Source organism: Streptococcus sp. SP8 (assembly GCF_030440045.1).
Classification (GTDB): domain Bacteria; phylum Bacillota; class Bacilli; order Lactobacillales; family Streptococcaceae; genus Streptococcus; species Streptococcus parasanguinis_I.
Genome location: NZ_JAQFJL010000017.1, coordinates 18,909 through 42,191, shown reverse-complemented (window position 1 = coordinate 42,191; position 23,283 = coordinate 18,909). Strand labels below are relative to the sequence as shown.

The 23,283-nt window shown below is 44.6% G+C and carries 24 protein-coding genes, 2 tRNA genes and 1 pseudogene; 2 read left to right on the top strand and 25 right to left on the bottom strand.

Annotation, left to right across the window (positions count from 1 at the left end; all coding sequences use genetic code 11):
- Nucleotides 1-48: 48 nt before the first annotated feature.
- The 10 genes from fusA to rsgA form a co-directional block, all read right to left on the bottom strand.
- Nucleotides 49-2,130 (bottom strand): elongation factor G, encoded by a 2,082-nt coding sequence (fusA, locus tag PCY11_RS09595; protein ID WP_003003071.1) that lies wholly within the window; start codon nucleotides 2,128-2,130, stop codon nucleotides 49-51.
- Nucleotides 2,131-2,555: 425 nt separating this feature from the next.
- Nucleotides 2,556-3,026, bottom strand: coding sequence for a 30S ribosomal protein S7 (gene rpsG, locus PCY11_RS09590; RefSeq protein WP_003003105.1), 471 nt, complete (start codon nucleotides 3,024-3,026; stop codon nucleotides 2,556-2,558).
- 19 nt (nucleotides 3,027-3,045) lie between these two features.
- Nucleotides 3,046-3,459: a 30S ribosomal protein S12 gene (gene rpsL, locus PCY11_RS09585; protein WP_003003125.1), complete on the bottom strand. Its 414-nt coding sequence runs from the start codon at nucleotides 3,457-3,459 to the stop codon at nucleotides 3,046-3,048.
- Between the two features lie 205 nt (nucleotides 3,460-3,664).
- A complete protein-coding gene (locus PCY11_RS09580; RefSeq protein ID WP_049506569.1) occupies nucleotides 3,665-4,219 on the bottom strand; it encodes a hypothetical protein in 555 nt (184 codons plus the stop codon).
- A gap of 23 nt (nucleotides 4,220-4,242) precedes the next feature.
- Nucleotides 4,243-5,058: a pur operon repressor gene (gene purR / locus PCY11_RS09575; RefSeq protein ID WP_003012466.1), complete on the bottom strand. Its 816-nt coding sequence runs from the start codon at nucleotides 5,056-5,058 to the stop codon at nucleotides 4,243-4,245.
- A gap of 135 nt (nucleotides 5,059-5,193) precedes the next feature.
- Entirely contained in the window at nucleotides 5,194-6,138 is a 945-nt protein-coding gene (locus tag PCY11_RS09570; protein WP_021153975.1) for a 3'-5' exoribonuclease YhaM family protein, read from the bottom strand.
- On the bottom strand, nucleotides 6,125-7,375 hold the full coding sequence (locus tag PCY11_RS09565; protein WP_049506568.1) for a DNA recombination protein RmuC: 1,251 nt from the start codon (nucleotides 7,373-7,375) through the stop codon (nucleotides 6,125-6,127). Before PCY11_RS09565 ends, PCY11_RS09570 begins: the two co-directional genes overlap by 14 nt.
- Before the next feature lies 1 nt (nucleotide 7,376).
- Nucleotides 7,377-8,009, bottom strand: coding sequence for a thiamine diphosphokinase (locus PCY11_RS09560; RefSeq protein ID WP_049506567.1), 633 nt, complete (start codon nucleotides 8,007-8,009; stop codon nucleotides 7,377-7,379).
- On the bottom strand, nucleotides 8,002-8,661 hold the full coding sequence (gene rpe, locus PCY11_RS09555) for a ribulose-phosphate 3-epimerase (protein ID WP_070466649.1): 660 nt from the start codon (nucleotides 8,659-8,661) through the stop codon (nucleotides 8,002-8,004). Before rpe ends, PCY11_RS09560 begins: the two co-directional genes overlap by 8 nt.
- Nucleotides 8,662-8,675: 14 nt before the next feature.
- Nucleotides 8,676-9,554, bottom strand: coding sequence for a ribosome small subunit-dependent GTPase A (gene rsgA / locus PCY11_RS09550; protein WP_070676015.1), 879 nt, complete (start codon nucleotides 9,552-9,554; stop codon nucleotides 8,676-8,678).
- Between the two features lie 248 nt (nucleotides 9,555-9,802).
- Here rsgA and PCY11_RS09545 point away from each other — a divergent pair.
- A tRNA-Leu gene (locus tag PCY11_RS09545) sits at nucleotides 9,803-9,885 on the top strand.
- Between the two features lie 4 nt (nucleotides 9,886-9,889).
- Nucleotides 9,890-9,979, top strand: a tRNA-Ser gene (locus PCY11_RS09540).
- A 44-nt stretch (nucleotides 9,980-10,023) separates the two neighbouring features.
- On the opposite strand, the gene rsmA is transcribed toward PCY11_RS09540, so the two are convergent.
- The 15 genes and pseudogenes from rsmA to secA2 form a co-directional block, all read right to left on the bottom strand.
- A complete protein-coding gene (gene rsmA / locus PCY11_RS09535) occupies nucleotides 10,024-10,899 on the bottom strand; it encodes a 16S rRNA (adenine(1518)-N(6)/adenine(1519)-N(6))-dimethyltransferase RsmA (protein WP_023919235.1) in 876 nt (291 codons plus the stop codon).
- A 52-nt stretch (nucleotides 10,900-10,951) separates the two neighbouring features.
- On the bottom strand, nucleotides 10,952-11,536 hold the full coding sequence (rnmV, locus tag PCY11_RS09530) for a ribonuclease M5 (protein WP_176745632.1): 585 nt from the start codon (nucleotides 11,534-11,536) through the stop codon (nucleotides 10,952-10,954).
- Nucleotides 11,508-12,278, bottom strand: a complete 771-nt coding sequence (locus PCY11_RS09525; protein WP_049483646.1) for a TatD family hydrolase — start codon at nucleotides 12,276-12,278, stop codon at nucleotides 11,508-11,510. Before PCY11_RS09525 ends, rnmV begins: the two co-directional genes overlap by 29 nt.
- Before the next feature lie 125 nt (nucleotides 12,279-12,403).
- Entirely contained in the window at nucleotides 12,404-12,538 is a 135-nt protein-coding gene (gene rpmH, locus PCY11_RS09520; RefSeq protein WP_003003086.1) for a 50S ribosomal protein L34, read from the bottom strand.
- A 147-nt stretch (nucleotides 12,539-12,685) separates the two neighbouring features.
- Nucleotides 12,686-13,316, bottom strand: a pseudogene (locus PCY11_RS09515) (HI_0552 family protein).
- 75 nt (nucleotides 13,317-13,391) lie between these two features.
- The gene (gene jag / locus PCY11_RS09510) at nucleotides 13,392-14,339 is read right to left on the bottom strand and encodes an RNA-binding cell elongation regulator Jag/EloR (protein WP_024054752.1); all 948 of its coding nucleotides are present in this window, start codon (nucleotides 14,337-14,339) and stop codon (nucleotides 13,392-13,394) included.
- Between the two features lie 15 nt (nucleotides 14,340-14,354).
- The gene (locus PCY11_RS09505; protein ID WP_003015944.1) at nucleotides 14,355-15,170 is read right to left on the bottom strand and encodes a YidC/Oxa1 family membrane protein insertase; all 816 of its coding nucleotides are present in this window, start codon (nucleotides 15,168-15,170) and stop codon (nucleotides 14,355-14,357) included.
- Between the two features lies 1 nt (nucleotide 15,171).
- The gene (rnpA, locus tag PCY11_RS09500) at nucleotides 15,172-15,513 is read right to left on the bottom strand and encodes a ribonuclease P protein component (RefSeq protein WP_003002960.1); all 342 of its coding nucleotides are present in this window, start codon (nucleotides 15,511-15,513) and stop codon (nucleotides 15,172-15,174) included.
- A 78-nt stretch (nucleotides 15,514-15,591) separates the two neighbouring features.
- On the bottom strand, nucleotides 15,592-16,269 hold the full coding sequence (locus PCY11_RS09495; RefSeq protein WP_070676011.1) for a CPBP family intramembrane glutamic endopeptidase: 678 nt from the start codon (nucleotides 16,267-16,269) through the stop codon (nucleotides 15,592-15,594).
- 85 nt (nucleotides 16,270-16,354) lie between these two features.
- A complete protein-coding gene (locus tag PCY11_RS09490; RefSeq protein ID WP_070676009.1) occupies nucleotides 16,355-17,248 on the bottom strand; it encodes a TDT family transporter in 894 nt (297 codons plus the stop codon).
- 365 nt (nucleotides 17,249-17,613) lie between these two features.
- Nucleotides 17,614-17,838: a hypothetical protein gene (locus PCY11_RS09485; protein ID WP_003012425.1), complete on the bottom strand. Its 225-nt coding sequence runs from the start codon at nucleotides 17,836-17,838 to the stop codon at nucleotides 17,614-17,616.
- Nucleotide 17,839: 1 nt separating this feature from the next.
- Nucleotides 17,840-18,031, bottom strand: coding sequence for an accessory secretory system protein Asp4 (asp4, locus tag PCY11_RS09480; protein WP_003003066.1), 192 nt, complete (start codon nucleotides 18,029-18,031; stop codon nucleotides 17,840-17,842).
- On the bottom strand, nucleotides 18,024-19,379 hold the full coding sequence (gene gtfB, locus PCY11_RS09475) for an accessory Sec system glycosylation chaperone GtfB (protein ID WP_301362727.1): 1,356 nt from the start codon (nucleotides 19,377-19,379) through the stop codon (nucleotides 18,024-18,026). The genes asp4 and gtfB overlap by 8 nt, the downstream gene beginning before the upstream one ends.
- Nucleotides 19,363-20,877, bottom strand: coding sequence for an accessory Sec system glycosyltransferase GtfA (gtfA, locus tag PCY11_RS09470; protein ID WP_024056280.1), 1,515 nt, complete (start codon nucleotides 20,875-20,877; stop codon nucleotides 19,363-19,365). The genes gtfB and gtfA overlap by 17 nt, the downstream gene beginning before the upstream one ends.
- Nucleotides 20,878-20,888: 11 nt before the next feature.
- On the bottom strand, nucleotides 20,889-23,273 hold the full coding sequence (gene secA2, locus PCY11_RS09465) for an accessory Sec system translocase SecA2 (RefSeq protein ID WP_083312264.1): 2,385 nt from the start codon (nucleotides 23,271-23,273) through the stop codon (nucleotides 20,889-20,891).
- Nucleotides 23,274-23,283 lie beyond the last annotated feature (10 nt).

The window sequence follows — 23,283 nt, the reverse complement described above, 5'->3', positions numbered from 1 at the left end:
AAACAAAAACTCTTCCCGAAATGGGAAGAGTTTTTAAGCATTGGTAAATTAAGCTTCACCTTTAGCTTTTTTAATGATTTCTTCTTGTACTGATTTTGGTACATCTTCGTAGTGGTCAAATACCATCATGAAGGTACCACGTCCTTGAGTTGCAGAACGAAGGACAGTAGCGTAACCGAACATTTCAGCAAGTGGTACATATGCACGAACGATTTGGCTTGCACCGTGTGCTTCCATACCATCTACACGTCCACGACGAGCAGTTACGTGACCCATAACATCCCCAAGGTTTTCTTCAGGAACTGTGATGGTTACAAGCATCATTGGTTCAAGGATAGCTGGTTGTGCAGTCTTAGCAGCTTCTTTAAGTGCAAGAGATGCAGCGATCTTGAAGGCAGTTTCAGATGAGTCGACATCGTGGTATGAACCATCGTAAAGCTTAGCTTTCACGTCAACCATTGGGTAACCAGCAAGAACACCGTTCGCCATAGATTCTTGAAGTCCTTTTTCTACTGCAGGGATGAATTCACGTGGAACCACACCACCGACGATCGCATTTTCGAACTCGAATCCTTTACCTTCTTCGTTTGGAGTAAATTCGATCCAAACATCACCAAACTGACCTTTACCACCAGATTGACGTTTGAAGAATCCACGTGCTTGTGTAGAAGCGCGGAATGTTTCACGGTAAGATACTTGAGGAGCACCAACGTTAGCTTCAACCTTGAATTCACGTTTCATACGGTCAACAAGGACATCCAAGTGCAACTCACCCATACCAGAGATAACTGTTTCACCAGTTTCAGGGTTTGTTTCAACGCGGAATGTTGGATCTTCTTCAGCCAATTTTTGAAGGGCGATACCCATCTTGTCTTGGTCTGCTTTAGATTTAGGCTCAACCATCAATTGGATAACTGGTTCTGGAACTTCGATTGATTCAAGGATGATTTTTGCTTTTTCATCTGTCAATGAGTCACCAGTTGTAGTATCTTTCAAACCAACGGCAGCAGCGATATCTCCAGAGTAAACTGTTTCGATTTCTTTACGAGTGTTGGCGTGCATTTGAAGGATACGTCCGATACGTTCACGTTTACCTTTAGAAGTGTTCAAGACGTATGAACCTGAGTTCAAGACACCTGAGTAAACACGGAAGAATGTCAAACGACCTACGAATGGGTCAGTCATGATCTTGAAGGCAAGAGCTGCAAATGGCTCTTCATCAGATGCTGGACGTTCTTCTTCTTCGTCTGTATCTGGGTTTACACCCTTGATTGCAGGGATATCAAGTGGGCTTGGAAGGTAGTCAAGGACTGCATCCAACATCAATTGAACCCCTTTGTTCTTGAAGGCAGAACCACAAAGTACTGGGTAGAACTCAACGTTGATTGTAGCTTTACGGATACCAGCTTTCAATTCCTCGTTAGTGATTTCTTCCCCTTCAAGGTATTTCATCATCAAGTCTTCATCAGTTTCAGCAACTGCTTCAACCAATTTTTCACGGTATTCTTGAGCTTGTTCAAGGTATTCAGCTGGAATATCTTCTTCAAGGATATCTGTACCAAGGTCGTTCGTATAGATTTCAGCTTTCATCTTGATCAAGTCAATGATTCCGCGGAAGTCATCTTCAGCACCGATTGGCAATTGAATTGGGTGAGCGTTTGCTTGAAGACGGTCATGAAGTGTGCTTACTGAGTAAAGGAAGTCAGCACCGATTTTATCCATCTTGTTTGCGAATACGATACGTGGAACTCCGTATTCAGTTGCTTGACGCCAAACTGTTTCAGTTTGAGGCTCAACACCTGATTGTGAGTCAAGAACGGTTACAGCACCGTCCAAAACGCGGAGTGAACGTTGAACTTCGATAGTGAAGTCCACGTGTCCTGGTGTGTCGATGATGTTTACACGAGTGTCTTTCCATTGAGCTGTTGTAGCGGCAGATGTGATCGTGATACCACGTTCTTGTTCTTGCTCCATCCAGTCCATTTGTGACGCACCTTCGTGAGTTTCACCGATTTTGTGAATCTTACCAGTGTAGTAAAGGATACGCTCAGTTGTAGTTGTTTTACCAGCATCGACGTGAGCCATGATACCGATATTACGAGTTTTTTCAAGTGAAAATTCGCGTGCCATGAGGTTTGTTTCTCCTATATTTTTTATTTCTATATTCTATTATAACATGATTTAATAAAAACGGATAGGCAGGACCTACCCGTTCTCAGTGTTTTCATGCTAAGTTTTGGTTCCAACTTGTAAGAAGAGTTGAATTGAACCCGGGCTAAAGTTAGTTAGCCGAGTTGAGCTCAATTGAACCTGGGCTAAAGTTAATTAGCCGAGTTGAGCCGGAACGGGATGCTGTGTGAAAAAGATAAACTTCCTTGTATTCATCGAATACTGCGTCAGTTTCCTATTTTCACTTTGCATCCTTGCCGTTCCTAGCATCATAATTGAACTCGGGCTAAAAGCTCGGAAAATAGATAAGCTTTCCTAGAATCTTCGATTCTTCGTCAAGCTTCCTAATTTTCAGTCGCTTTTTTAATGCCCTTAGTATCTTAATCTTACCAGCGGAAGTGTGCGAATGCACGGTTAGCTTCAGCCATACGGTGAGTATCTTCACGTTTCTTAACAGCTGCACCAGTGTTGTTCGCTGCATCCAAGATTTCTTTTGCAAGACGATCAACCATTGTGTGTTCACCACGTTGACGAGCGATTGTTACCAACCAACGAAGTCCAAGTGTTGTACGACGTTCTGGACGAACTTCAACTGGGACTTGGTAGTTAGAACCACCGACACGGCGAGCACGTACTTCAAGTACAGGCATGATGTTTTCCATAGCTGTTTCGAATACTTCAAGAGCATCGTTTCCAGTAGCTTCTTTAATTTGTTCGAAAGCTCCATAAACGATTGAAGCAGCTGTACCACGTTTACCATCAAGCATAACGCGGTTGATAAGACGAGTAACTAATTGTGAATTGTAAAGCGGATCTGGCAATACATCGCGTTTAGGCGCACGGTTTTTACGACTCATTTTTCTTTATCCCCTTTCCTTATGCTTTTGGTTTTTTAGTACCGTATTTAGAACGGCCTTGTTTACGATCGTTTACACCTGCAGTATCAAGTGCTCCACGGACGATATGGTAACGTACCCCTGGAAGGTCTTTTACACGTCCACCACGAAGAAGAACCACGCTGTGTTCTTGCAAGTTGTGTCCGATACCTGGGATATAAGCAGTTACTTCGATCAAGTTGCTCAAACGTACACGAGCGAATTTACGAAGGGCTGAGTTAGGTTTTTTAGGTGTCATTGTTCCAACACGAGTTGCAACACCACGTTTTTGTGGTGAAGAAACGTTTGTTTGAACTTTTTTATGACTGTTGTAACCAACGTTCAAAGCTGGTGATTTAGATTTTTCTACTTTTGATTTACGCGGTTTGCGAACCAATTGGTTAATTGTAGGCATCTACATTCTCCTGTGAAATTTTTTATTTTTGGTGATGGTACACTTGGTGACAGCTACCATCTGTGTGTACTTTTGCAACATTTGTCAGCACGTCCCTGTACACTCTTGAGAGACCAAAAGTAAAAAGTACCGTCTATTATTATAACATGACGGCACTTTGATTGCAAGATGTTTTTTTATTTTTTAAAGAAGTCGAAAAAGTTCATTATTGACCAGCTTCAGCAGGTTCTTCTGCCCCTGCATTTGCAGCCGGAGCATACTGTTGTTGCTGTTGTGGTTGAACTGTCGCATTGGCTCCAGCTACTCCGGCATTGGCATTAGCATTTGCGTTGGCATTAGCGTCTGTTTGAGTCTGCTGTGTTGCCGCTGTGTCGCTCTCATAGGTCAGTCCATAATAGTTAGCGATGTATTGGATACGGGCCTCAAGCGATTGCTTTTGAGTCGCATCTTTGACTTTCTTCACAGCAGCTTGGGCAGCGTTCACAGAATCTTGACTTGGCGTTGTTTCCATTTGAACGACTGCTTTTTCAGCAGCTTCTGTATTTTTCTTTTCTTCCTTCTTTTCTTTTTCTTCCTTTGTTTCCTTTTTCACTGGAAGGGAACCTGTTTTTTTAGCAGGTTGAATTTCTGTCGTTACCTGGGCAGCCGTATTCTTTTTAACGGTATACAAACCAGCTACCAAAATAAAGGATAGAGACAGAACTGTCACCAAGCGAATCCACAAAGGACTATTATCAAATCGATCTAAAATTCTTTTCACTTTTTGATCCTCCTTTGCTGCTCTTAATCAAAGATATTTCCAACTTCGACGCTCAATTTATTTTCTTTTACATCGATGTTGGTCACGCGCAATAAGGATTTGTGTTCAAAGAATTCCCGGTCAGTTGCAGCATTATCCGCAAAGACAGCTACTCCTGCTAATTCAGAATCGAATTCAGCCAAGAGACTGACCATCCCATTAATCGTTCCGCCACCTTTAAGGAAGTCATCGACAATCAAGACCCGGCTTCCTGCTTTTAGGCTCCGTTTTGAAAGGAACATTTTCTCAATACGATCCCCACTTGAGCCTGAAACATAGTTGACACTAACGGTTGACCCTTCTGTGATTTTCAAATCACGACGGACAATGACAAATGGAACATTCAAGACATTGGCCACTGCATTCGCTAAAGGAACTCCCTTGGTCGCTACGGTCATGACAGCATCAATCTTCTTATCTCGAAAGGCTTTGGCAATGATGCGGCCGATCCGATTCAAAATCTTCGGATTGCTCAAAAGATCAGACAGGTAAATGTAGCCACCAGGAAGGATACGATCACTTTCAGACAGCTGCTTGCAAAGATCCTCGACGATTTCTTTGGATTCTTGATCTGAGATAGACGGTGTAAAGATCACGCCTCCACCAGCTCCTGTAATGGTCTCAATATTTCCGATTTCCATCTCTTCAAACGCACGCTTAATGATCACGATATCTTCTGAGATGGAAGACTTGGCAGACTCATACTTTTCCGCAAACGTATTGAGGCTAGTCAATTCATAGGGATGGTTGATCAAGTAATTAGAAATCACGACCATCCGTTCACTTCTTCTTAATTTCATTTTCTCACCATGTAGTTTTTTCTATCATTATACCATAAGAAGCGAAAAAAACGAACATTCTGATTTACAGAAGGCCGTTTTTTCCTGATTATTTTATTTTTGGCAGAATGAATTCCGTATTTATCTCTGTTTTTACTAGTCGAGATTCGGTTTATAGAAGGAACGATTTTCCATAGCGAAGATTTTATTGGTCATCTCGCCAGGACCAATTAAGCCAAGTGCTGTTGTCATCATCATCATTTCCGCATCCAAATTATCGATCATATGAATAATCTCTGCTTCCATGATTTTTGGACGAACAGGACTACCGTATTCCAGCAAGCCATGGTGACTCAAGATCACATGGCGAAGGACGATCACTTCTTCTTTTTGATCATCAATCTTCAAGTCTTGCAAGACCTTGGTGATTTCTTCATCGATCAGTGCAATGTGGCCGATGAGGTTGCCTCGAACAGTGTATTCTGTATTTTCAGGTCCCGTCAACTCGATCACTTTGGCCAAATCGTGTAACATAATCCCTGCAAAGAGCAAACTTTTATTCAACTGAGGATAGATATCACCGATACTATCTGCCAAACGGACCATGGTCGCCGTATGATAAGCGAGACCGGCTTCAAAGGCATGGTGGTTGGTCTTAGCAGCTGGATAGCTATAAAACTCTTTCTCATATTTCCCATAGAGGGCCCGAACAATCCGTTGCCAGACTGGATTTTCAATTTTGAAAATCATGTTTGACAAGTATTCATGCAATTCTTTGGGATCTACTGGTGGTTTTTCCTTAAAGTCTGCTGGATTGTTGGGCTCTCCTGCTTGGGGCAAGCGCATGTTTAATTGGTTGACTTGCGGAGTATTATTGTAAACTTCTCGACGTCCAGACATATGGACCACGCGCCCAGCTGTAAAGCTCTCTACATTGTGGGGTTGGGCATCCCATAATTTGCCTTCGATCGTACCGGTCTCATCCTGGAAGACAAAGGCGAGGTAGTTTTTCCCGGCCCGCGTTTGACGCACTTCTGCTGACTTGATTAAATAGAATCCTTCGAACAATTCATCTTTTTTCATTTGGCTAATTTTGACCATCATCTTCTCCATCTTCTATATATACATCTAGTCCCAGCAGGTCCTCATCGCTTTCGATTTGGCGGAGTGTCCGCTCGATGGCACTAGTCCGTCTGGTTAGCAAATCATCAATATTATTGGAAGCATTTTTTAAATGGCGCTGGGTCTTGGCCAGAATCCCTCCAAACTTGTGGAATTCTGATTTGACCGATCCCAACACTTTACTAATATCGTCTGCACTCTTTTGGATGTTAAGCGTTTTAAAGCCAACAGACAAGGAGTTCAAGAGGGCTGATAGCGTGCTTGGACCAGCCACTAAAATTTGTTCGTCCCGACGCAAGCGATCGAAGAATGCTGGATTGCGAACCACTTCGGAATAGAGGCCTTCAGTTGGCAAAAAGAGAATTCCGAAATTAGTCGTCGCTGGTGGAAAGAGGTATTTTTGTTGAATATCTTTAGCAAAACGCTTGATACTAGCAAGAAGGGCCTTGCGGTAACGCTCGATCTCCTCTTTCTCTCCTGATTCATAAGCTTCTTCCAGACGATAGTAGTCTTCCAGTGGGAATTTAGAGTCAATCGGTAGATAGACTGGTTCCTCTCCTTGCCCCGGAAGCTTAATGGCATATTCCACGCGCTCACTGGATTGGGGAACGGTGACAAACTCCCGCTCATACTGGGCTGGAGTCAAGATATCTTCAATGATTTGGCCCAGCTGCAATTCGCCCATAATCCCACGCGTCTTGGTATTGGAGAGAACTTTATTAAGGGTTCCGACATCCCTCGCCACCGTCTGCATTTCTCCCAACCCTTTGTTGACCGACTCCAATTGTTTTGAAACCGTCTCAAAGGAGGTCTGCAAGCGGTGCTGCAAGGTTTTCTCCAATTTTTCTTCTACCGTTTGGCGCATCTGTTCTAGCCGCACTTCATTGGACTCTTGAATCTGGCGCATACGCTCATCTGTTTTGTCCCGATTTTTAGTAAAGTGCTCGTTCATCTCAGCGCGCAGAGCCGTCGTCTGCTGGTGGATCTCCACTCGCATCTCGGTTAAGCGATCTGTCAGGGCGATCTCTAACTGCTGATTGGCAATCTGGCTTGCTTGTCTTTCTTTTTCAAAACGATAGTCCAACTGGTCTGTCAAATGATCCTCATGGTCTTCCAGCATCTCTCGTAAAGCCGGTCTAGTATCATCTGACCGTTGCAAGAGATAGATGAGGAGGCCCAGATTGAGCAGGCCAATCAGAAGCAGAATGATATTCATATTAACCTCTGTCTTTACTATAAACAATGACAAGATAGCCACGGTCAAGACTCACTTGAATCGGTTGATCCAAAAATTCATTGGAGCCATACATGGCCTTCAAAAAATAATTATCCTGATGGAGCGGATACTTGGCCCCTGTGATCTCTAAGTGGCCTTGTCCGACAGGCATAAAACCAACATAGGACATGGCTGGATCTGGCTGAATCTCATGGCAGCCAGCTGGTCTGTAGATTAAGCGGTTTTGACCATCGACTAATTGGATCTGATCCATGTAGGGAGCTAGGTCTGGATCGGTCGGTAAAAAGATATTAGACAAGAAGTGATCCAAGCGACCGCCAAAGGCACCATAAACGGTGATAATAGCCTCTGGATAGGCTTCAAAGACTGCTTTCAAGGCCAATTCCAAATCCGTATCGTTCTTTTCAGGGATGGATTGAATAACCTGCTTGGCTTGGATACGGATCTTATTCAAATCAGTCTCAGAGACGGAATCGAAATCCCCCACAGCTATATCTAATGGCAGGCCTTGTTCCAGTAACTTCAAACAGCCACCATCAACGCCTACATAAGCGTCATGATTTCTTGGCAAAAGCGTGCTGTCCCCTCCTGCCAGTATTGCGATCTTACCCATTTACAGCATCTCGGAGCGTTTGAACACGCTCATTAACATCTCCATTAAAGACATAAGAGCCTGCTACAAAGACATTGGCCCCGGCTTCTTTTGCTTGGGAAATAGTTTGGCCATCAATTCCTCCATCGACTTCGATATCAAAGCCTAAGCCTTTTTCTTCACGAAGCGCGGCTAATTCGCGCACCTTGTCCATGGTTTCAGGCAAGAAGGCTTGGCCACCGAATCCTGGATTAACGGTCATGACCAAGACTTGATCTACCAAGTTCAAGACATGTTTGATACTGACTACAGGAGTTCCTGGATTGATCACGACACTAGCCTTCACACCTGCTTGACGAATTTTTTGAAGAGCTCCGTGAATATGGGGAGTAGCTTCCACATGGATGCTGATGATGTCAGCACCTGCACGGGCAAATTCTTCGATATGGTGTTCAGGATTGGTGACCATCAAGTGGCAATCAAAGACCAACTTGCTATGTGGACGCATGCTCTCTACGACACCAGCTCCAAAGCTGATATTGGGCACAAAATGGCCATCCATGACATCGATATGGGCATAGTCAGCTCCTGCTGCTTCTAAGCGTTTCAATTCACTTTCAAAATTGGCATAATCGGCACTCAAAATTGAGGGTGCAATTTTCATTGTTTTCATCGTTGTAGTGTCTCCTATTTTGGCATTTTTTTCGAAACTTTTTTATAGGTTTCGCGACGGTTTTCAATCTCACTTAGAAATTGCAAGTAATCCTTATAACGGAAAGGTGCAATTTCCTCTCTTTCAACGGCTGGTTTCACCGCACAAGCTGGCTCATGCGTGTGGGTACAGGTACGAAATTTACAAGAGTGGCTCACATCGGCGATCTCTGGGAAGGCTTGATTTAAGTCTTCGCTGGTCGTCACTTCATAATCGAGGGAGGAGAAGCCAGGCGTATCTGCGATCTTTCCTCCATTTAAATGGTAAAAGCTGACAGCTCGGGTCGTGTGTCGACCGCGCCCCAGACTATCTGAAATCTCACCCGTTTCAAGCTCCAGATCCGGAGCGATTTTATTGAGCAAGGTCGATTTTCCTACACCGGTCTGTCCCATAAAGACCGTGGTTTGATTGGTCAAAAGGGGCAAGAGTTCCTCAATCGACAAGACAAAGTCGTAGCCAATAGCCTGATAGATTCCTTGGTAGTATTGGATGTCTTCCATATCTTCTAACAAGTCCAGTTTTGAAATATAGACAATGGGATGAATCCCCTTGTGCTCCAAAAGAACCAGAAAACGGTCTAAAAGATTGGCATTGAAATCCGGCTCCTTCGCTGACATGATCACTACTGCCTGATCAATATTGACAATAGGAGGACGCACGAGGCTATTTTTTCGAGGCGCAATGCTCAAAATGTAGCCTTCCGAATTCTCTTCAGCAGAGAACTCCACCTGATCCCCCACATAAGGAGTCTGTCCTTTTTTTCTAAAATTTCCACGAGCCCGTGTCTGGTAAATGTGACCGTCTGACTCCACGTAGTAGAAGCCAGCCAAGGCCTTGACGATTGTTCCTTGCAAATCGCACTCCTTTGAGATTAATACTATCTATTATACCAAAAAATGAGAAATAAGGCTGGATTGCTTGATAATAAAAAACGAAAAGTGAACCTCTCCGAACGCTTTTAGAAACGAATAGGTTCGTTTTTTAAACGGATAGAAACAGAAGACGGAGTATCCGTTATGACTTGTCTTTTAGCAGAATTCGGGAAAGGGCACCTTCCTTTTTTTCCTTGGCATTTTTCCTAAAAAGTGTATAATAGAACTATGCGGAGGTGGTGGAACGGCAGACACGCATGCTTCAGGCGCATGTGCCCCTTCGGGCGTGAGGGTTCAAATCCCTTTCTCCGCATCTTGGAAAGGTGGCCCAGCTCGGTACGGCACCGGACTCGAAATCCGGCAAGTGGATTTTTATTCACGCGCGGGTTCAAATCCCGTCCTTTCCTTCTACAAAAACAAGACATGAGCTACGAAGCTCATGTCTTTTCTGTTATTTTATTCCTACTTCTAGAAGGCCATCTGCTAGGCGAGCGAAGTCTTCTAAGCTCAGAGCTTCTCCTCGTACAGAAGGTTGCAGGCCTGCAGCTTGGATTCCTGCTTCCAGTTTGGCTTTGATTTCTTCGGTCTTGCCAAAGCGACTAGTCAAGTTGTTCCAAAGTGTTTTGCGGCGGTGGACAAAGCTAGCCTTGCTGACAGAGAAGAAGAAATCTTCATCCTTGACAGCTACTGCTGGTTCTTCGCGACGGACCATCTTCAAAATGGCAGAGTCGACGTTTGGTGCTGGCACAAAGACGGTGCGAGGCACGATAAAGGCTACCTTAGCAGTCATATAGTATTGGACTGCAATGGATAAAGAACCATAAGCCTTGGTGTTGGGCTCAGCCGAGATGCGGTCTGCCACCTCTTTTTGCATCATGACCACAAATTCTTGGAAAGGAATCTTGGATTCGATCAAGTGCATGAGGATGGGAGTTGTGATGTAATACGGAAGGTTAGCCACCACCTTGATCGGAAGGTCTGGATTTTTAAACTCTGCGATGTACTGGTTGAGGTCTACCTTGAGGATGTCTTGGTTGACAACTGTGACATTATCAAAATCCCGTAAGGTATCCGCCAAAATAGGAACCAAGCGGTCATCGATCTCAAAGGCCATGACTTCTGCGGCATTTTCTGCCAAGAACTCAGTAAGTGCCCCAATCCCAGGACCAATTTCGATGACATTGACCTGCTTATCGATCTCTGCCGTATCCACAATTTTTTGAAGGATGTTGGTATCGGTCAAAAAGTTTTGACCGAAGGATTTTTTAAAGGTAAATCCGTGACGCTCCAGCACTGCCTTGGTCACGCTATAATCTGCAATTCTCATTTTTTCTCTTTTCTAATCAGTTTAGGGGTAAAGGATCCCCTCTACTTCCGTCTTAATAACTAGCCATCGCCTCTTCGACTTGTGCTAAACTAATTCCAAACAACTCCAAGCGTTTGATCAATTGCTTGCCATTGCAGTAGCCGATGCGCAAGGCTTCTCCTAAGTATTCTCGTCGTTTGCGACTATCGCTTCCCATCAACAGTCCAAGCCGCATCAAGTCGGTCTTTGTGATATCAAAGAAATTTTCATCTTCGTAAGACCCGACCAGTCCAGCTAGGGCTTTTTCTAAGTCTTCAAAGCTAGCATGCTCCACTCCCAAGGAACGCCCCTTGGTCTTGGACTTGGGTACTGCTTCGCCTCGATTTAAAAAGGCATGTTTGGCCTGGGGCACCTCTTGCATAATGATCTTGCGAATGCGCTCGCCATTATAGTCTGGATCGGTAAAAACAATGACCCCACGCAACTCTTGCAAGGTAGCAATTCGTTCCAAGTCATCTTGATCGATCGCAGAGCCTCGTGTTTCATAGGTATCCACCTCATAAAAACGACGGAGATTGGCTGTGTCGTCCTTGCCTTCAACAACAATCACTTCCGGTATTTTTCTTTTCTCAGTCAAGGCCAAATACCTTTCTTGCATTGTCATAGGTTGTCTGAGCCACTTCTTCTGTTGTTAAGCCACGTAGTTCTGCAATGAAGTCTACTACATAACGAGTGTAGGCTGTTTTATTTTCTCGGCCACGTTTGGGAACTGGTGCCAGGTAAGGAGCATCTGTTTCAACCAAGATCTTATCGAGCGGCAGGCCAGCTGCTGCTTCTTGGACATCTGTGGCTTTCTTAAACGTCACCACTCCAGAAAAGGAGATCATCATTCCCAGATCCATGAAGCGTTTGGCTTCTTCTAAACTTCCTGAGAAGGAATGCATGATCCCACCGCGAGGCCCGACTCCTTCACTCTTGATGATGGCATAGGTATCTTCAAGAGCATCACGCGTATGCACCACGAAAGGCAAGTCCAAGTCCTTAGACAATTGAATCTGACGACGAAAAACCTTTTCTTGAACATCTTTTGGTGCTGTCATCCAGTGGTAATCCAGACCAATTTCTCCTAGGGCGATGACTTTGGGATGTTTCAACTGTTCAAGTAAATAGGCCTCCACTTCAGGACTATAATCGCCCGCCTCAGTGGGGTGCCAACCAAGTGTGAGATAGAGCTCTGGATGCTGGTCTGCCAACTCCATGGCTCGCTCAATCGTTGGTTTGTCAAAACCGACAATATTATGAGCTACAACGCCCATTTCCTTGGCCAAGTCCAGCTCTTCTTGTTCTTTTCCTGCGAATTCTTCCACATTGAGATGGGTGTGGGTATCAAAAATCTGCATGATCTTCCTTTTCTTCCGAGTTTTTCTTCTTTCTATTATAGCAGAAAGCGCCTCTAAATTCACTTTCGGACAAAACAAAAACCAGTAGTCTCGAGTTTCTACTGGTTTTTAGTTTTTTATCTGAATTAGGCAGCCAAAACTTTGCGTCCTTTACGACGACGAGCTGCCAATACGCGACGACCGTTTTTAGTTGCCATACGGTGACGGAAACCATGTTTGCGCGCACGACGAAGTTTACTTGGTTGATAAGTACGTTTCACGATGAATACCTCCTCATAGATTTTGTATTCGTTTAGCCGGCTAGTTGTGATCAGTTACTAAACATACTTTACTATTCTATCGGATTCAGCTCTATTTGTCAATAGCTATGGCAAAATTGTTGCAAATACAGGTCGGAGAAAACCTTTCTACACCTGACGGGTTGCCAAGTAATAGGGTTCCAGAGCCACCAGCGCCTCTTGCAACTGATCCAGGATATCCTCAAGAGAATCTTCCACGACTAGAGAAACATCGTATTTGACGAGGACCTTACGAACCGCCCCTTCTGCTACTGCTTGTAACAGATCATGACGATTCTTTTCTGTTCCTTCTACCCTTTGACTCTCTCCATTTTTCTGGGCGAAATAATAAACTGGCTGAGTGATGGGAAGGGTGAGAACCATTTGTTGTTTTTGAAGGCTCTGCTCATCTTTTTTTTCGCTCGATAAAACTCACCTCTAAGGAAACTCCAAAATCAGCTGCATCTCCATAGAGCCTCAAGGCAAACATAGGTTCTGCCATCGTCCCTTCTCCTTTTAGATAGGCCCAAAAATGAGGTCGCAAGACCTGGGCCTGGTTCATCCATTGACTGGTCCGATCTTGCTCCAAATAGGGGTGACGCTTCTGAAAGGCTGAGACCAAATCGGTGAATTCCTTACGAGCCGCTTGAGCTAGAGCACGATACTGCTCCATCTCTGAGGCTAGCACGCCTGCCTTTGCTGGGGCCTGGTAGTGAATTCCTTGAAGCTTTAAAAACTCTCGAATCGCTGCAAATGCCATCTGCTTCCTTTCTAAACCTAAAAAAGGAGAGATCGGCTCAATCCCGTCTCTCCCTTATGGGAAATAATAGCTTGATTATCCTTCGATGTCTACCACTACGTAACGGTTTGGTTCTTCCCCTTCAGAGTAGCTAGTGACTCCTTCCATCTTAGAGACAATCCGGTGAATGATTTTGCGTTCACTGTTTGACATCGGATCTGTCTGTTGGGCTTGCCCATCTTCGAGGGCACGCGTTGCCAACTTCTGAGCATAGCTTTGAAGAACTTCCGCCCGGTGTTCTACATAGTCATTAACATTAATGGTAATGTAAAAATTCTTTGAGTAGCGGTTATAGAGGTAATTTTGCGCCAAAAGTTGAAGAGCCTTCAAGACTTTTCCGTGGTATCCAATGACACGTCCCGGTTCATTGGTATCAATTTGCATATTGACCGTACGGCGGTTGTGACTGCTTGAGATGGTCGCATCCACATCCATTTCATCGATTACTGTTTGAACATAGGCTGTCACATCTGTGACGACTTCTTCGATATTGTAGTTTTCCTCTACTTCGATACCAAGGTTTGAGAAATCAGACTCATTTGATTCTTTTGCTACTGGTTCTTTAACCTTCTCAAGGATATGTTCATGCCCTTTTTCTTCAAGAACGGTATCTGCTTCTTTGTCATGTTTGAGGATTTCTGTCTTGATTTCTTCAGAGACAACTTCTCCTTCTTCTTCGACCTTTTTGATCGCTGCAACGACGCGTCCGAGATCGATCGTTGCTTCGCTCACTGTCTTAACCGGCTCGTTTTGCGCATTGATTTCATCTGGGACACCTTTGACGGCTTTTTGATTGGCTTTCACAACCGTTGTTTCTGCAATCGGCTCAATCTCAACCTGGGCTGGTTTTTTCCCAAACAAGCCAAGAAAACCTTTCTTCTCACGCGCTACAACTGTAATGTGTGCCTTCATACGGGGAATATCTAAATCGTTCAGGCCTTTTTGAATGGCTTCTTCAACAGTTGCTCCAGTATATAGGACCATATGTCCACCTCTTTCTTATTTTTTCTTTTTCTGTGCTTTGTTTAGGGCACGGCGTTTTTGTTTTTCCATGTCTCGCGAAGCTTGCTCTTTTGCTTCACGCTCTGCGATAATCTTGAAGGGGTTGTTCAAGAGATAGGTCTGTCCGACTTGGTAAGCATTGGAAGTCACCCAGTAGAGTGCGACCCCGCTAGCTGAGAACAAGGCAAAGAAGAAGATCATCACAGGCATCACATACATCATGGTTGTTGCACTCCCATTGCGCTCTGGCATGGCTTTATTGGTCAACCAACTACTGAAAAATGTGAAGAGCGCTGCAAGAACCGGCAAGATGTAAGTCGGGTCGATCGCGCCAAGGTCCAACCAAAGGAAGTGACCAACTTTAAGGAATTCGACACGGCTCAGCGCTTGGAATAAGGCCATCAAAACCGGCATCTGAATCAAGAGAGGAAGAAAGGCTGAAGATGTTTTGACGCCTTTTTCCTTGTAAAGGGCCCGCATCTCTTCAGAAAGCTTGGTCCGACTATCTAGATCCTTTCCAGGATACTTGGCTTGCAATTCCTTGAGTAGGGGTTGAATTTCCTGCATCTTGCGGGTTGAATTCATTTGATATTGGAAAAGCGGCAAGAGGACCGTCCGGATGACAATGGTAAAGACGATAATCCCCACACCGATACTTCCGCCAAATGACAAGAAGCGAATGGCTTCGGCAAAGAAGTAGACGAAGCGTTCCCAACCACCTGTCGACTGAGCTGTCACTTGAGAGGTCCCACAAGCTGTCAAGACCAATAAGGCTGCTCCTAATAATCCAGTTAACTTCAGTTTCTTTTTCACATTATTCCCTTTCTTGGTAGACATGCGCTAATTTTAAGACATGTACAAGATTTTTCTCAACTTGATGGAAGTCGAGCTCCTCCACTCCTTTACGAGCAATGACGACAAAATCATCGGTCGTAAGGAAGGCTTGGTGTTTGATCAAAACATGGCGAATCAAACGTTTGATGCGATTTCTAGTCACAGCATTTCCCAGCTTCTTACTAACAGACAGGCCGACTCGAAAATGTGGTTGGTCTTTGCGCAAGCGGTAAACAACGAATTTCCGATTGGCAACATTTTGACCACTTTTAAAAATAGCATTAAAATCTTTGTCACGTTTGACGCGGTAGCTTTTTTTCAAACCTCAACTCCCTCTATTAAATTTATTCTATTATACCATATTTTCAAAAAAAACCAATCTCACTCAGGAAATCGGTTGCTACTTGAATACAGATAAAAGTAAAGGCAAGGTGTAGTAGAGATTGAGCAAGATATGAGCCAAAATAGGAGAAAGGAGCGTCTTGCTCCGATAATACAGGGTCCCAAAAATCACACTCGGCAGGAGATAGATGATAGAAGCTCCTAATGAAAAGGGATTGTGGAGAAAATGTAAGCCACTGTAGATGAGGGCTGGAAGCCAAATCTCAGCATAGAGTTTCCAGCCTTTGAAGTAGGCATTCACCAAGGCTCCACGAAAGATCAGCTCCTCTGTCACCGGCCGGATGATAACCATTGCAATCACTAGGATAAGCACACCTGTTGGGCTAATTTCCCGTGGAAAGAGACTCAAAACGGCTGCCCGTCCTTGAACAAAACCACTGATGAAGTAGTCCAACCAGTAAACCAAACAGGCCGCAAAAACGGCTTCTATCAGAGCTTGAAGAGGGTTCTTCCCCAGCTTAAACTGCGCTTTTTTAGAAAAACGATAGACCAAAAATCCTGTAAAGACTGCATAGAGGCCTTCTAGGCCAAATAAGGTCCAATAATAGCTATTGGCACTTGCTACACTATTGGAGACATACTGGGCCAAGGGGCGAAATTGGGGCCGAACATAAAAATAAAACAAGAGCAGAAAGAGGGGATACAGCAGTGAGAGCTTTCCTTTGATGAATTTCATAGATACCTTTCCTATAAAGTATGACAAATCGTATAGTGCATCTTACCATAATCGTGACAAGGTTTCAATGAAAAAGGATGCCTTCCTACTCTCTGAGATAGGCCACATAACCACCTAAGACAGCGACTAAAATCAAGAGACAAAGAAGAGTTTCCAGCCATACAAGAACTGTCAAGAAAGGTAGTTGCAACAAGCCTTGGGCCATTTTCAAAGAGGTCGCTGTGATGACTGTTGGAAAGGTCAGGGCTGAAAAAGCAGGTTGAAAACCTTCTTTGATCATTTTCGGTAGGCGCATCAACACAAAGAAATAAAAACCTTGCGAGGCCACCACCATGATCAGTAAGAACCAGGTGGGCAAGCTCGCTCCACCCACACGAACCAGGGCTGCTAAAAGAAGAGAAAAGGGAGCACAATAGATGCCTTCTTGGCCCAACAGATGACTGGGTAAGGGGGACTGCTTCAAATCATGATAGATAAGGGGATAAAGAAGAAAGGTCAAACCAAAACCAATCACTAAAGCGAGATAAGCAATCTCTCTTATTCCCACAACGGGATAGGTCAAAGCTGCTACTGCAATGCCTACATAGAGAACGGTCCAACTGGGAGTGGCATTGGCTCTTGGTCGCGCTAGGACATGTGTCTTGGTAAAATAGAGAATTAAGCCCAGATCCAAGAGAAAGGCAGACCACCAGACCAACTGTGATAGACCCCCAAAGGCTGGAAAGAGGCGCAAAAGATAGGTGGATAGAATCATCCCTGCCATGGGAAAAGTCGCCATCCCAGATAAAAGGGCTGGTTGTTGGAATTCTATCTTGGTTTCTTGCCAGCGAATCGCATGATAAACGACAAAGAAAAACCAGAAGAACAAACCTGTCAGACTAAAGGCGTGAGCAAGGAAGGGTAGCGAGTCTGCAAGAAGGTTTCCAGCGCCAACCAGTCCTAACAGACATCCTGAAAATACTAAGGGAATCTTTTTCATCGAGAGCTCCAATCATGTTGTCGCTTTCAGTATACCATAAAAGAGAAGGAAGCAGGATAAAAAAGAGAGTGGGAGAGAAATCGGTAATTCGTTAGAATTCGATTTCGTCGTCCCACCTCCGCACAGTTGAGTAGGGCTGTAAAAGCTGATAAAATCAGCGTAGTAGAGCCCACTCAACCACTGCGTCTTGCTCGACAATCCAAAAATAATTGAGAGGCTAGGACTTTTGTCCCAGCCTCTTCAAATTGTAGATATCTCTTTAATTTTTTATGTATCATTTAGGTTGCATTATGTAAGAAACAGATGGATTACATTCTAAAAGAAGTTGGAAAACACCAACTTCTTTTTATCCATTCTATTAAAGACTAGGCCTGTACGACCATCATATAAAGAAATAAGGATAGGAGAAAGACGATACTAACAACAAGGGTCGCTAACTTGAGTCCACGGTGAGACCGCCAGTAACTTGGCTTTCCTAGGTTACTGGTCGCATCTGTTGAAAGCGATTGTTGTTGGCGAGGCTGCAGGGTGATCAGAACCACAAGAGCGAGGGATAAGATCGAGATCCCGATTGCAAATACCATTTCCATCTTAGGATCCTCCTAACACTCTGAAGAGGGTAAAAATAACTCCCAGCAGAATCACCAAACCAATGATCACATTAAAAGTGACATTGATCTTTTCAGAACGTGTCGTCTTTTCTTTTTCGGCAGGACGGCGTTTGAGAGACTCCATCCGTCCTTCTACTTCTTTGTAAAATAAGTCTTTCTTACGATCACTCACTATGTCCACCTATCCCTTCTTGCAAGCGAGCTTTGAAAACAGCTGGCTCAACGCTACTTGATTGGGCAATTTGTTGCGCAACGGCTTCTCTGTAGTTATCCACAGATTGGTAGATTTCCTGGATACGAGCCACCATATCTGCTTCTTTTTCTTGATCAAAGATATTGGCTTGTGCGAGGAAGTGGCGGTCATGCAGGGTATGGCTAAAGGCAAGGATGACTTGCTGGTGTTCGAAGGCCTTGCGAACAATACCTTGCACCTCTGCATAGTGGTTGATATCCAGATAAATACTAGAGACCTTAAGCAACTCTTTGATCCGCTCTTGACTGATATTTTGGTACAAGACTACATTTGGGTAGCGGACCATAGACAAGAGGCTCGCAGACATCTCCGTCAAAGCTGCTACACGGAAGGTCACATTCGGCAAGTTCTCTACTAGGTAGGTCAAGGCTTCGATCTGATCCGAATTGGTCAAGACAAAGGCGTCTTTACGGATATCGTCTTTCACCTTGAAATCATACAGGTAGCCAAGGGGACCGAAATAGCTATGCTGATCTTGCGAGGTCAACTGCAAAGCACGATGATAGGTCGCATTTTGCGGAATCAAGATCTTCTTGGTCCGGATTTCTGGGCTCTTTAGAATCAACTGCATATTGCCCGGAAGGCTGTCGTGAAGAGGCTCTTGCCACACCAAGACATCGCGTCCTTTGATGCCTTTATTACCCAACTGGAGACTAATGCTAAAGGAGGTAGCCAGCGTATTGTAGACCAAACCATCCAAATCAAAACCACGATACTCTAGATAAAAGACAAAGTAATCTAAGCGATTCTTGAAAATCCGCATGGGTTGATGGTCCAAGGTCAAAATCAAATCCCCTGTTTGGTGATTCTCTGTCAAGCGCTCGATATCCCCTTCAAAATAAGTGGTCACCAAATGTTGGCCCTGATCGCCACAAGTCGTTACGGCAATTTTGCGACCGTATTGGTCGAAGCGCTCAATCATGAACACTTGTCCCTTATCGTCCAACCACTCTAAGCGCTCAACGATGCGTTTATAGGAAGCAGCATGGTAAACAATTCGAGCCTTTTCTTGACCATAGTAGGTCACTCTCCCCGAACTGTTATCCCCAGAAACTTCCCAGAAATCAGGCACTGGAACTTCATTAAAGTAGCGTCCGCGCTTCTCCCCTTTTGCTTGTCCTAAGAAATAGATAAAGGGAGACTCAACACCGTCTGGTAAGAAACCGTTTGGCTCCAAAACAACGGTCGGATGGTCAAAGCCAGACTCTTTCATAGAGTGGAGCAAATCCTGGCTCTCACGAGAATAACTATCAAATATGTTCAGCATGTGTCACCTCTTCTATCAATTGTGCCCAAGCTTCTTCTACTCGGCTGGTCAAAAAGTCTTCTGCACGCGCATAAGATGCTTGACGCATGCTGGCTAGATCATCTTTTTTGTAAAGCTGGATGATTTTATCTGCAAAGGCAGCAGCGATCTGGTCGACCACTTGATCTGCTGATGGTGGAATGAGATAGCCATTTTTACCTTCTGTGACAAAGGTCTGATTGCCATAAGGAACATCAAAACCGATAATCGGAAGTCCAGAACCAATCGCCTCCATCAAGGTCAACCCAAAGCCTTCACTGGTCGATGCTGACAGGTAAACCTCATAATTCTTATAAATTTCCTCTAGATTGGCATGCCCTTTGAGATGGATATAGTCTGCCGCCCCCAATTCATCAATTAGAGAACGCAACTTGCCTTCTTCTCCACCTTTTCCATAGATGTCAAAAGACAGTTCTGGCAATTCTCTTTTGGCGCGAACCACTGCTCGCACCAACCAGTCAATATGCTTTTCTGTCGCCAAACGAGAGGCAGTAATCATAGAAAATGGAGTGCGATTTTCATTTTGTGGCAGGCTTGCAAGACTCCCAACTGGAATGGTATAGATAGCCGGCTGATGGTTGGTGTATTTAGCAAACTGCTCGGCCAAGATTTCTTTTTGGCGGTCAGTCGCGACAATAAAGAAGTCCACCTTGTCTGCATTGGTAAATTGGTACTCGTAGTAGTTATTCCACAGGATATACTGATCATCGACATTATTGGCGCTGAAGTGCTCGGCATGAACGACCACCCCCAGGCGGGCTTTTTGCGCTTCTTCAAAGATAGGCTGACCAATATTGGTTTCCCGATCCAAAATCACCAGATCTTGTTTGGTCAATTGAAGGGTCTGCATGAAGTAGCGGATCAATTCTTGGCGACCAACCAGGTAGCGATCTGGGAAACGATAAATTTCGCGACCATCCGCCATCTGCATGCTGTAGGCAACTGTCCCGTCTTCATTGTAAAAGCGGCGCTCAATCAAGTTGGCTTGATTGTTTTTGGGAATGAAGTACTCGGTACAATAGCGGGTATAGGAGAAGTAATCCTTTCTCACTAAAATCCCTCTAGACACGTACTCGCAGCGTTCGACATAGGGACTGTTTTCTTCGCGCAGGTAGCAGGTCAAAAAGTTGTCCTGGTCCTCATAAAAGAAGCGCTTGATCTTACCATCGACTTCTTCTCGAGTCGGTTTTCCGGCAAATCCTGCTAAGACCTGATCAATGGTATAGGTTGTTGGTGCAATTTTTATATCTGTAAAATGGCTATAGAGCCAGATAATTTCATCATTTTTAAAACCGATATTTTCTGTTAAATGCTGGATGTTATCGGCTAGGATCATATCCATAAAGACAAACTTGGCTGGTTGATGGATATTGCGTAACAACTGGGCACGGTAGGCCTGGGCATACTCAACACCACTGCTAGCCCAACCGATTCCAAGGTTGATATTGTATACTGTCATAATGTCCTCTTTTATGGGAAATGCAAGACAATTTCCCCTTTTTTATTGATTTCTACTCGACTCAGTAAGAGATTGCGGACCATTTGTTCTTTGGCCGCCTCTTTCATTCGTTCAAAGGATTGGTAGGCTTCTTGGAAAAATTCTACCAAAGGGTTTTTCTGACTGGTGTACTGACCAGAGAGCGCCATGCGCAATTGTTGCAGATAGTCTACCTGCTCGACCCAGTTCTCGTCGATAGCTTTTAGAATGGCCATGCGCTGGAATTGGGCGATCACCTCATCGGTGCCTAAGATCTCATACTTAGCTTCCAACTCGCTTTTAGCAATCTCCCATAAGAAATTTTCTTTGGTTTTCTTGCTACGGAAAGTTTGGTGGGCCTTATCCGGATCCACTTGGTAGCTAACATTGTCTAACATATAGCGATAAAAAGCTACCGGTTCCTTGTACTCTTTTTTATGGACTATGCTTGAAAAGACGGAACGAAGCACTTTTTCAACGATGTTGTCCAAGCGACCTTCTTGTTTGATCAAGCGGTCGCGCTCTTCGTAGACGATGGCACGCTGAATGTTCATGCTTTCCGCAAATTCTAACGTCATCCGACGACTGGCCTGACCAGAACTTTCACTAGCATTTTGAGCCCGTTCCACCAAGTTTCTATACTTGCGCTTGGTCAGAGCTTTAGCAGAACCAATCCGCTCATCCACATCATAGTCTTGATAGGTATCCTGGATCCAGTCTGGCCCCCAGTTTTTCATCAAATCGTCTTCCAAAGAGACGAAGAACTTGGTCAAACCGGGATCTCCTTGGCGACCTGAACGCCCCCGAATTTGAAGGTCAATCCGCTGGTTCATCATCCGCTCAGTCCCGACAACCACCAAGCCACCTAACTCAGCAACTCCTGGTCCCAACTTGATATCGGTTCCCCGACCGGCCATTGAGGTCGCAACGGTCACAGCACCTTTTCGACCTGATTCCTTAATGATCTGGGCCTCTCGAGGAGCATTGTTGGCATTGAGAAGATTGTGTGGAATCCCTTCGCGCAAAAGAAGATTCGAATAAAGAATCGACATTTCAACCGATCCGGCAAAGACCAGAATCGGATTGCCCTTTTCGTGGACCTTCTTCACATAATCCAAGGAAGCCACGATTTTCTCTGGCAAGGTCTGATAGATTTCATCCGGCAAATCTTTGCGGATCTTCTTGCGATTGGTTGGGATCTTGATCACTGACATGGCATAGGTATCAAGAAACTCTGCCTCAGCGACCTTCCCAGTCCCGGTCATGCCTCCCAACTTCCGAAACATCTTAAAGAGGTTTTGGTAAGTAATAGAAGCCATGGCCCGTGTTTCTTGGGTGAGCTTGAGACCCTCTTTGGCTTCAATCGCCTGGTGGAGTCCTCCTTGCAAACGGGTCATTTCCATCAAGCGCCCCGTCGCCTGGTCTAGTAAGACAATCTCCGGTTGCCCTTCGACATTGGGATGGATGACATAATCCTTATCCTTAATAAAGTTTTTATTGGCCTGCAGGGCTAAGCTGATATGGCGTACCAAGTCACGGTATTGGGGATCATAGAGGTTGGGAATGGCTAGAAAGGCTTCTGCTGCATGAGCTCCTTTTCGAGTCAACCAAACTCGTTTCTTTTCTTCATCAAACTTGAAGTCTTCCCCTTCTTTGAAGGTTTGGATCAGGGTATCAATAATCCCATATAGGTTGGATTGAACCCGAGGAGAACCAGAAATAATCAAGGGAGTCTGAGCACTATCAAGGAGCACCGAATCAATCTCATCAACAATGGCGTAATTGAAGTCTGCCAAAAATTGGCCATCTGCAGAAGCCGTCAAGTTCTCTGTTAAATAGTCAAAGCCCAGACTAGTATTAGTCGTATAAATGACATCTGACCGGTAAATCTCCCGTTTGGCTTCTGGATCTAATTCTTCGTCTTCTGATTGTTTCAAGGGAACTCCAACAGTCAAGCCTAAAAAGCGGTAGACCTGTCCCATCTCTTCTGCATCCCGAGTTGCCAGATAGATATTGGTCGTAATAACCATGACCCCTTTGCCCTCTAAGGCATTGAGATAAACCGGCATAGTTGCCGTCAAGGTCTTTCCTTCACCGGTATTCATTTCAGCGACATTGCCTTGGTGGAGGACAATTCCTCCCATGACTTGCACGTCATAAGGAAACATGCCCAAGACCCGTTTATCAGCTTCCCGCGCAACCGCAAATGCTTCCGGCAAGAGATCATCCAAGGTCTCGCCCTCTGCTAGTCGTTCCCGAAATTCCACAGTCTTCTCCTGTAGTTGTCGATCCGTCAAGCGGGCCATGTCATCCTTCCAGCTATTGACTTCTTTTAAGATTTTTTTGATGTTTCTTAATTTAACGTAATCCAATGTAATCCTCTTTTTT

Excerpts from the sequence above, each read along its gene's own strand:
- fusA (WP_003003071.1), bottom strand. The coding sequence starts at position 2,130 with ATGGCACGCGAATTTTCACTTGAAAAAACTCGTAATATCGGTATCATG.
- rnmV (WP_176745632.1), bottom strand. The coding sequence starts at position 11,536 with ATGCAAGAAAGGTATTTGGCCTTGACTGAGAAAAGAAAAATACCGGAA.
- gtfA (WP_024056280.1), bottom strand. The coding sequence starts at position 20,877 with ATGACAGTATACAATATCAACCTTGGAATCGGTTGGGCTAGCAGTGGT.
- rpe (WP_070466649.1), bottom strand. The coding sequence starts at position 8,661 with ATGAAAACAATGAAAATTGCACCCTCAATTTTGAGTGCCGATTATGCC.
- PCY11_RS09490 (WP_070676009.1), bottom strand. The coding sequence starts at position 17,248 with ATGAAAAAGATTCCCTTAGTATTTTCAGGATGTCTGTTAGGACTGGTT.
- jag (WP_024054752.1), bottom strand. The coding sequence starts at position 14,339 with ATGGTCCTATATACTGGAGCAACTGTTGAAGAAGCCATTCAAAAAGGC.
- PCY11_RS09570 (WP_021153975.1), bottom strand. The coding sequence starts at position 6,138 with ATGGTCAAAATTAGCCAAATGAAAAAAGATGAATTGTTCGAAGGATTC.
- PCY11_RS09565 (WP_049506568.1), bottom strand. The coding sequence starts at position 7,375 with ATGAATATCATTCTGCTTCTGATTGGCCTGCTCAATCTGGGCCTCCTC.
- rpsL (WP_003003125.1), bottom strand. The coding sequence starts at position 3,459 with ATGCCTACAATTAACCAATTGGTTCGCAAACCGCGTAAATCAAAAGTA.
- PCY11_RS09495 (WP_070676011.1), bottom strand. The coding sequence starts at position 16,269 with ATGAAATTCATCAAAGGAAAGCTCTCACTGCTGTATCCCCTCTTTCTG.
- PCY11_RS09485 (WP_003012425.1), bottom strand. The coding sequence starts at position 17,838 with ATGGAAATGGTATTTGCAATCGGGATCTCGATCTTATCCCTCGCTCTT.
- PCY11_RS09525 (WP_049483646.1), bottom strand. The coding sequence starts at position 12,278 with ATGCAGATTTTTGATACCCACACCCATCTCAATGTGGAAGAATTCGCA.
- rpsG (WP_003003105.1), bottom strand. The coding sequence starts at position 3,026 with ATGAGTCGTAAAAACCGTGCGCCTAAACGCGATGTATTGCCAGATCCG.
- purR (WP_003012466.1), bottom strand. The coding sequence starts at position 5,058 with ATGAAATTAAGAAGAAGTGAACGGATGGTCGTGATTTCTAATTACTTG.
- gtfB (WP_301362727.1), bottom strand. The coding sequence starts at position 19,379 with ATGCTGAACATATTTGATAGTTATTCTCGTGAGAGCCAGGATTTGCTC.
- rsmA (WP_023919235.1), bottom strand. The coding sequence starts at position 10,899 with ATGAGAATTGCAGATTATAGCGTGACCAAGGCAGTGCTGGAGCGTCAC.
- PCY11_RS09560 (WP_049506567.1), bottom strand. The coding sequence starts at position 8,009 with ATGGGTAAGATCGCAATACTGGCAGGAGGGGACAGCACGCTTTTGCCA.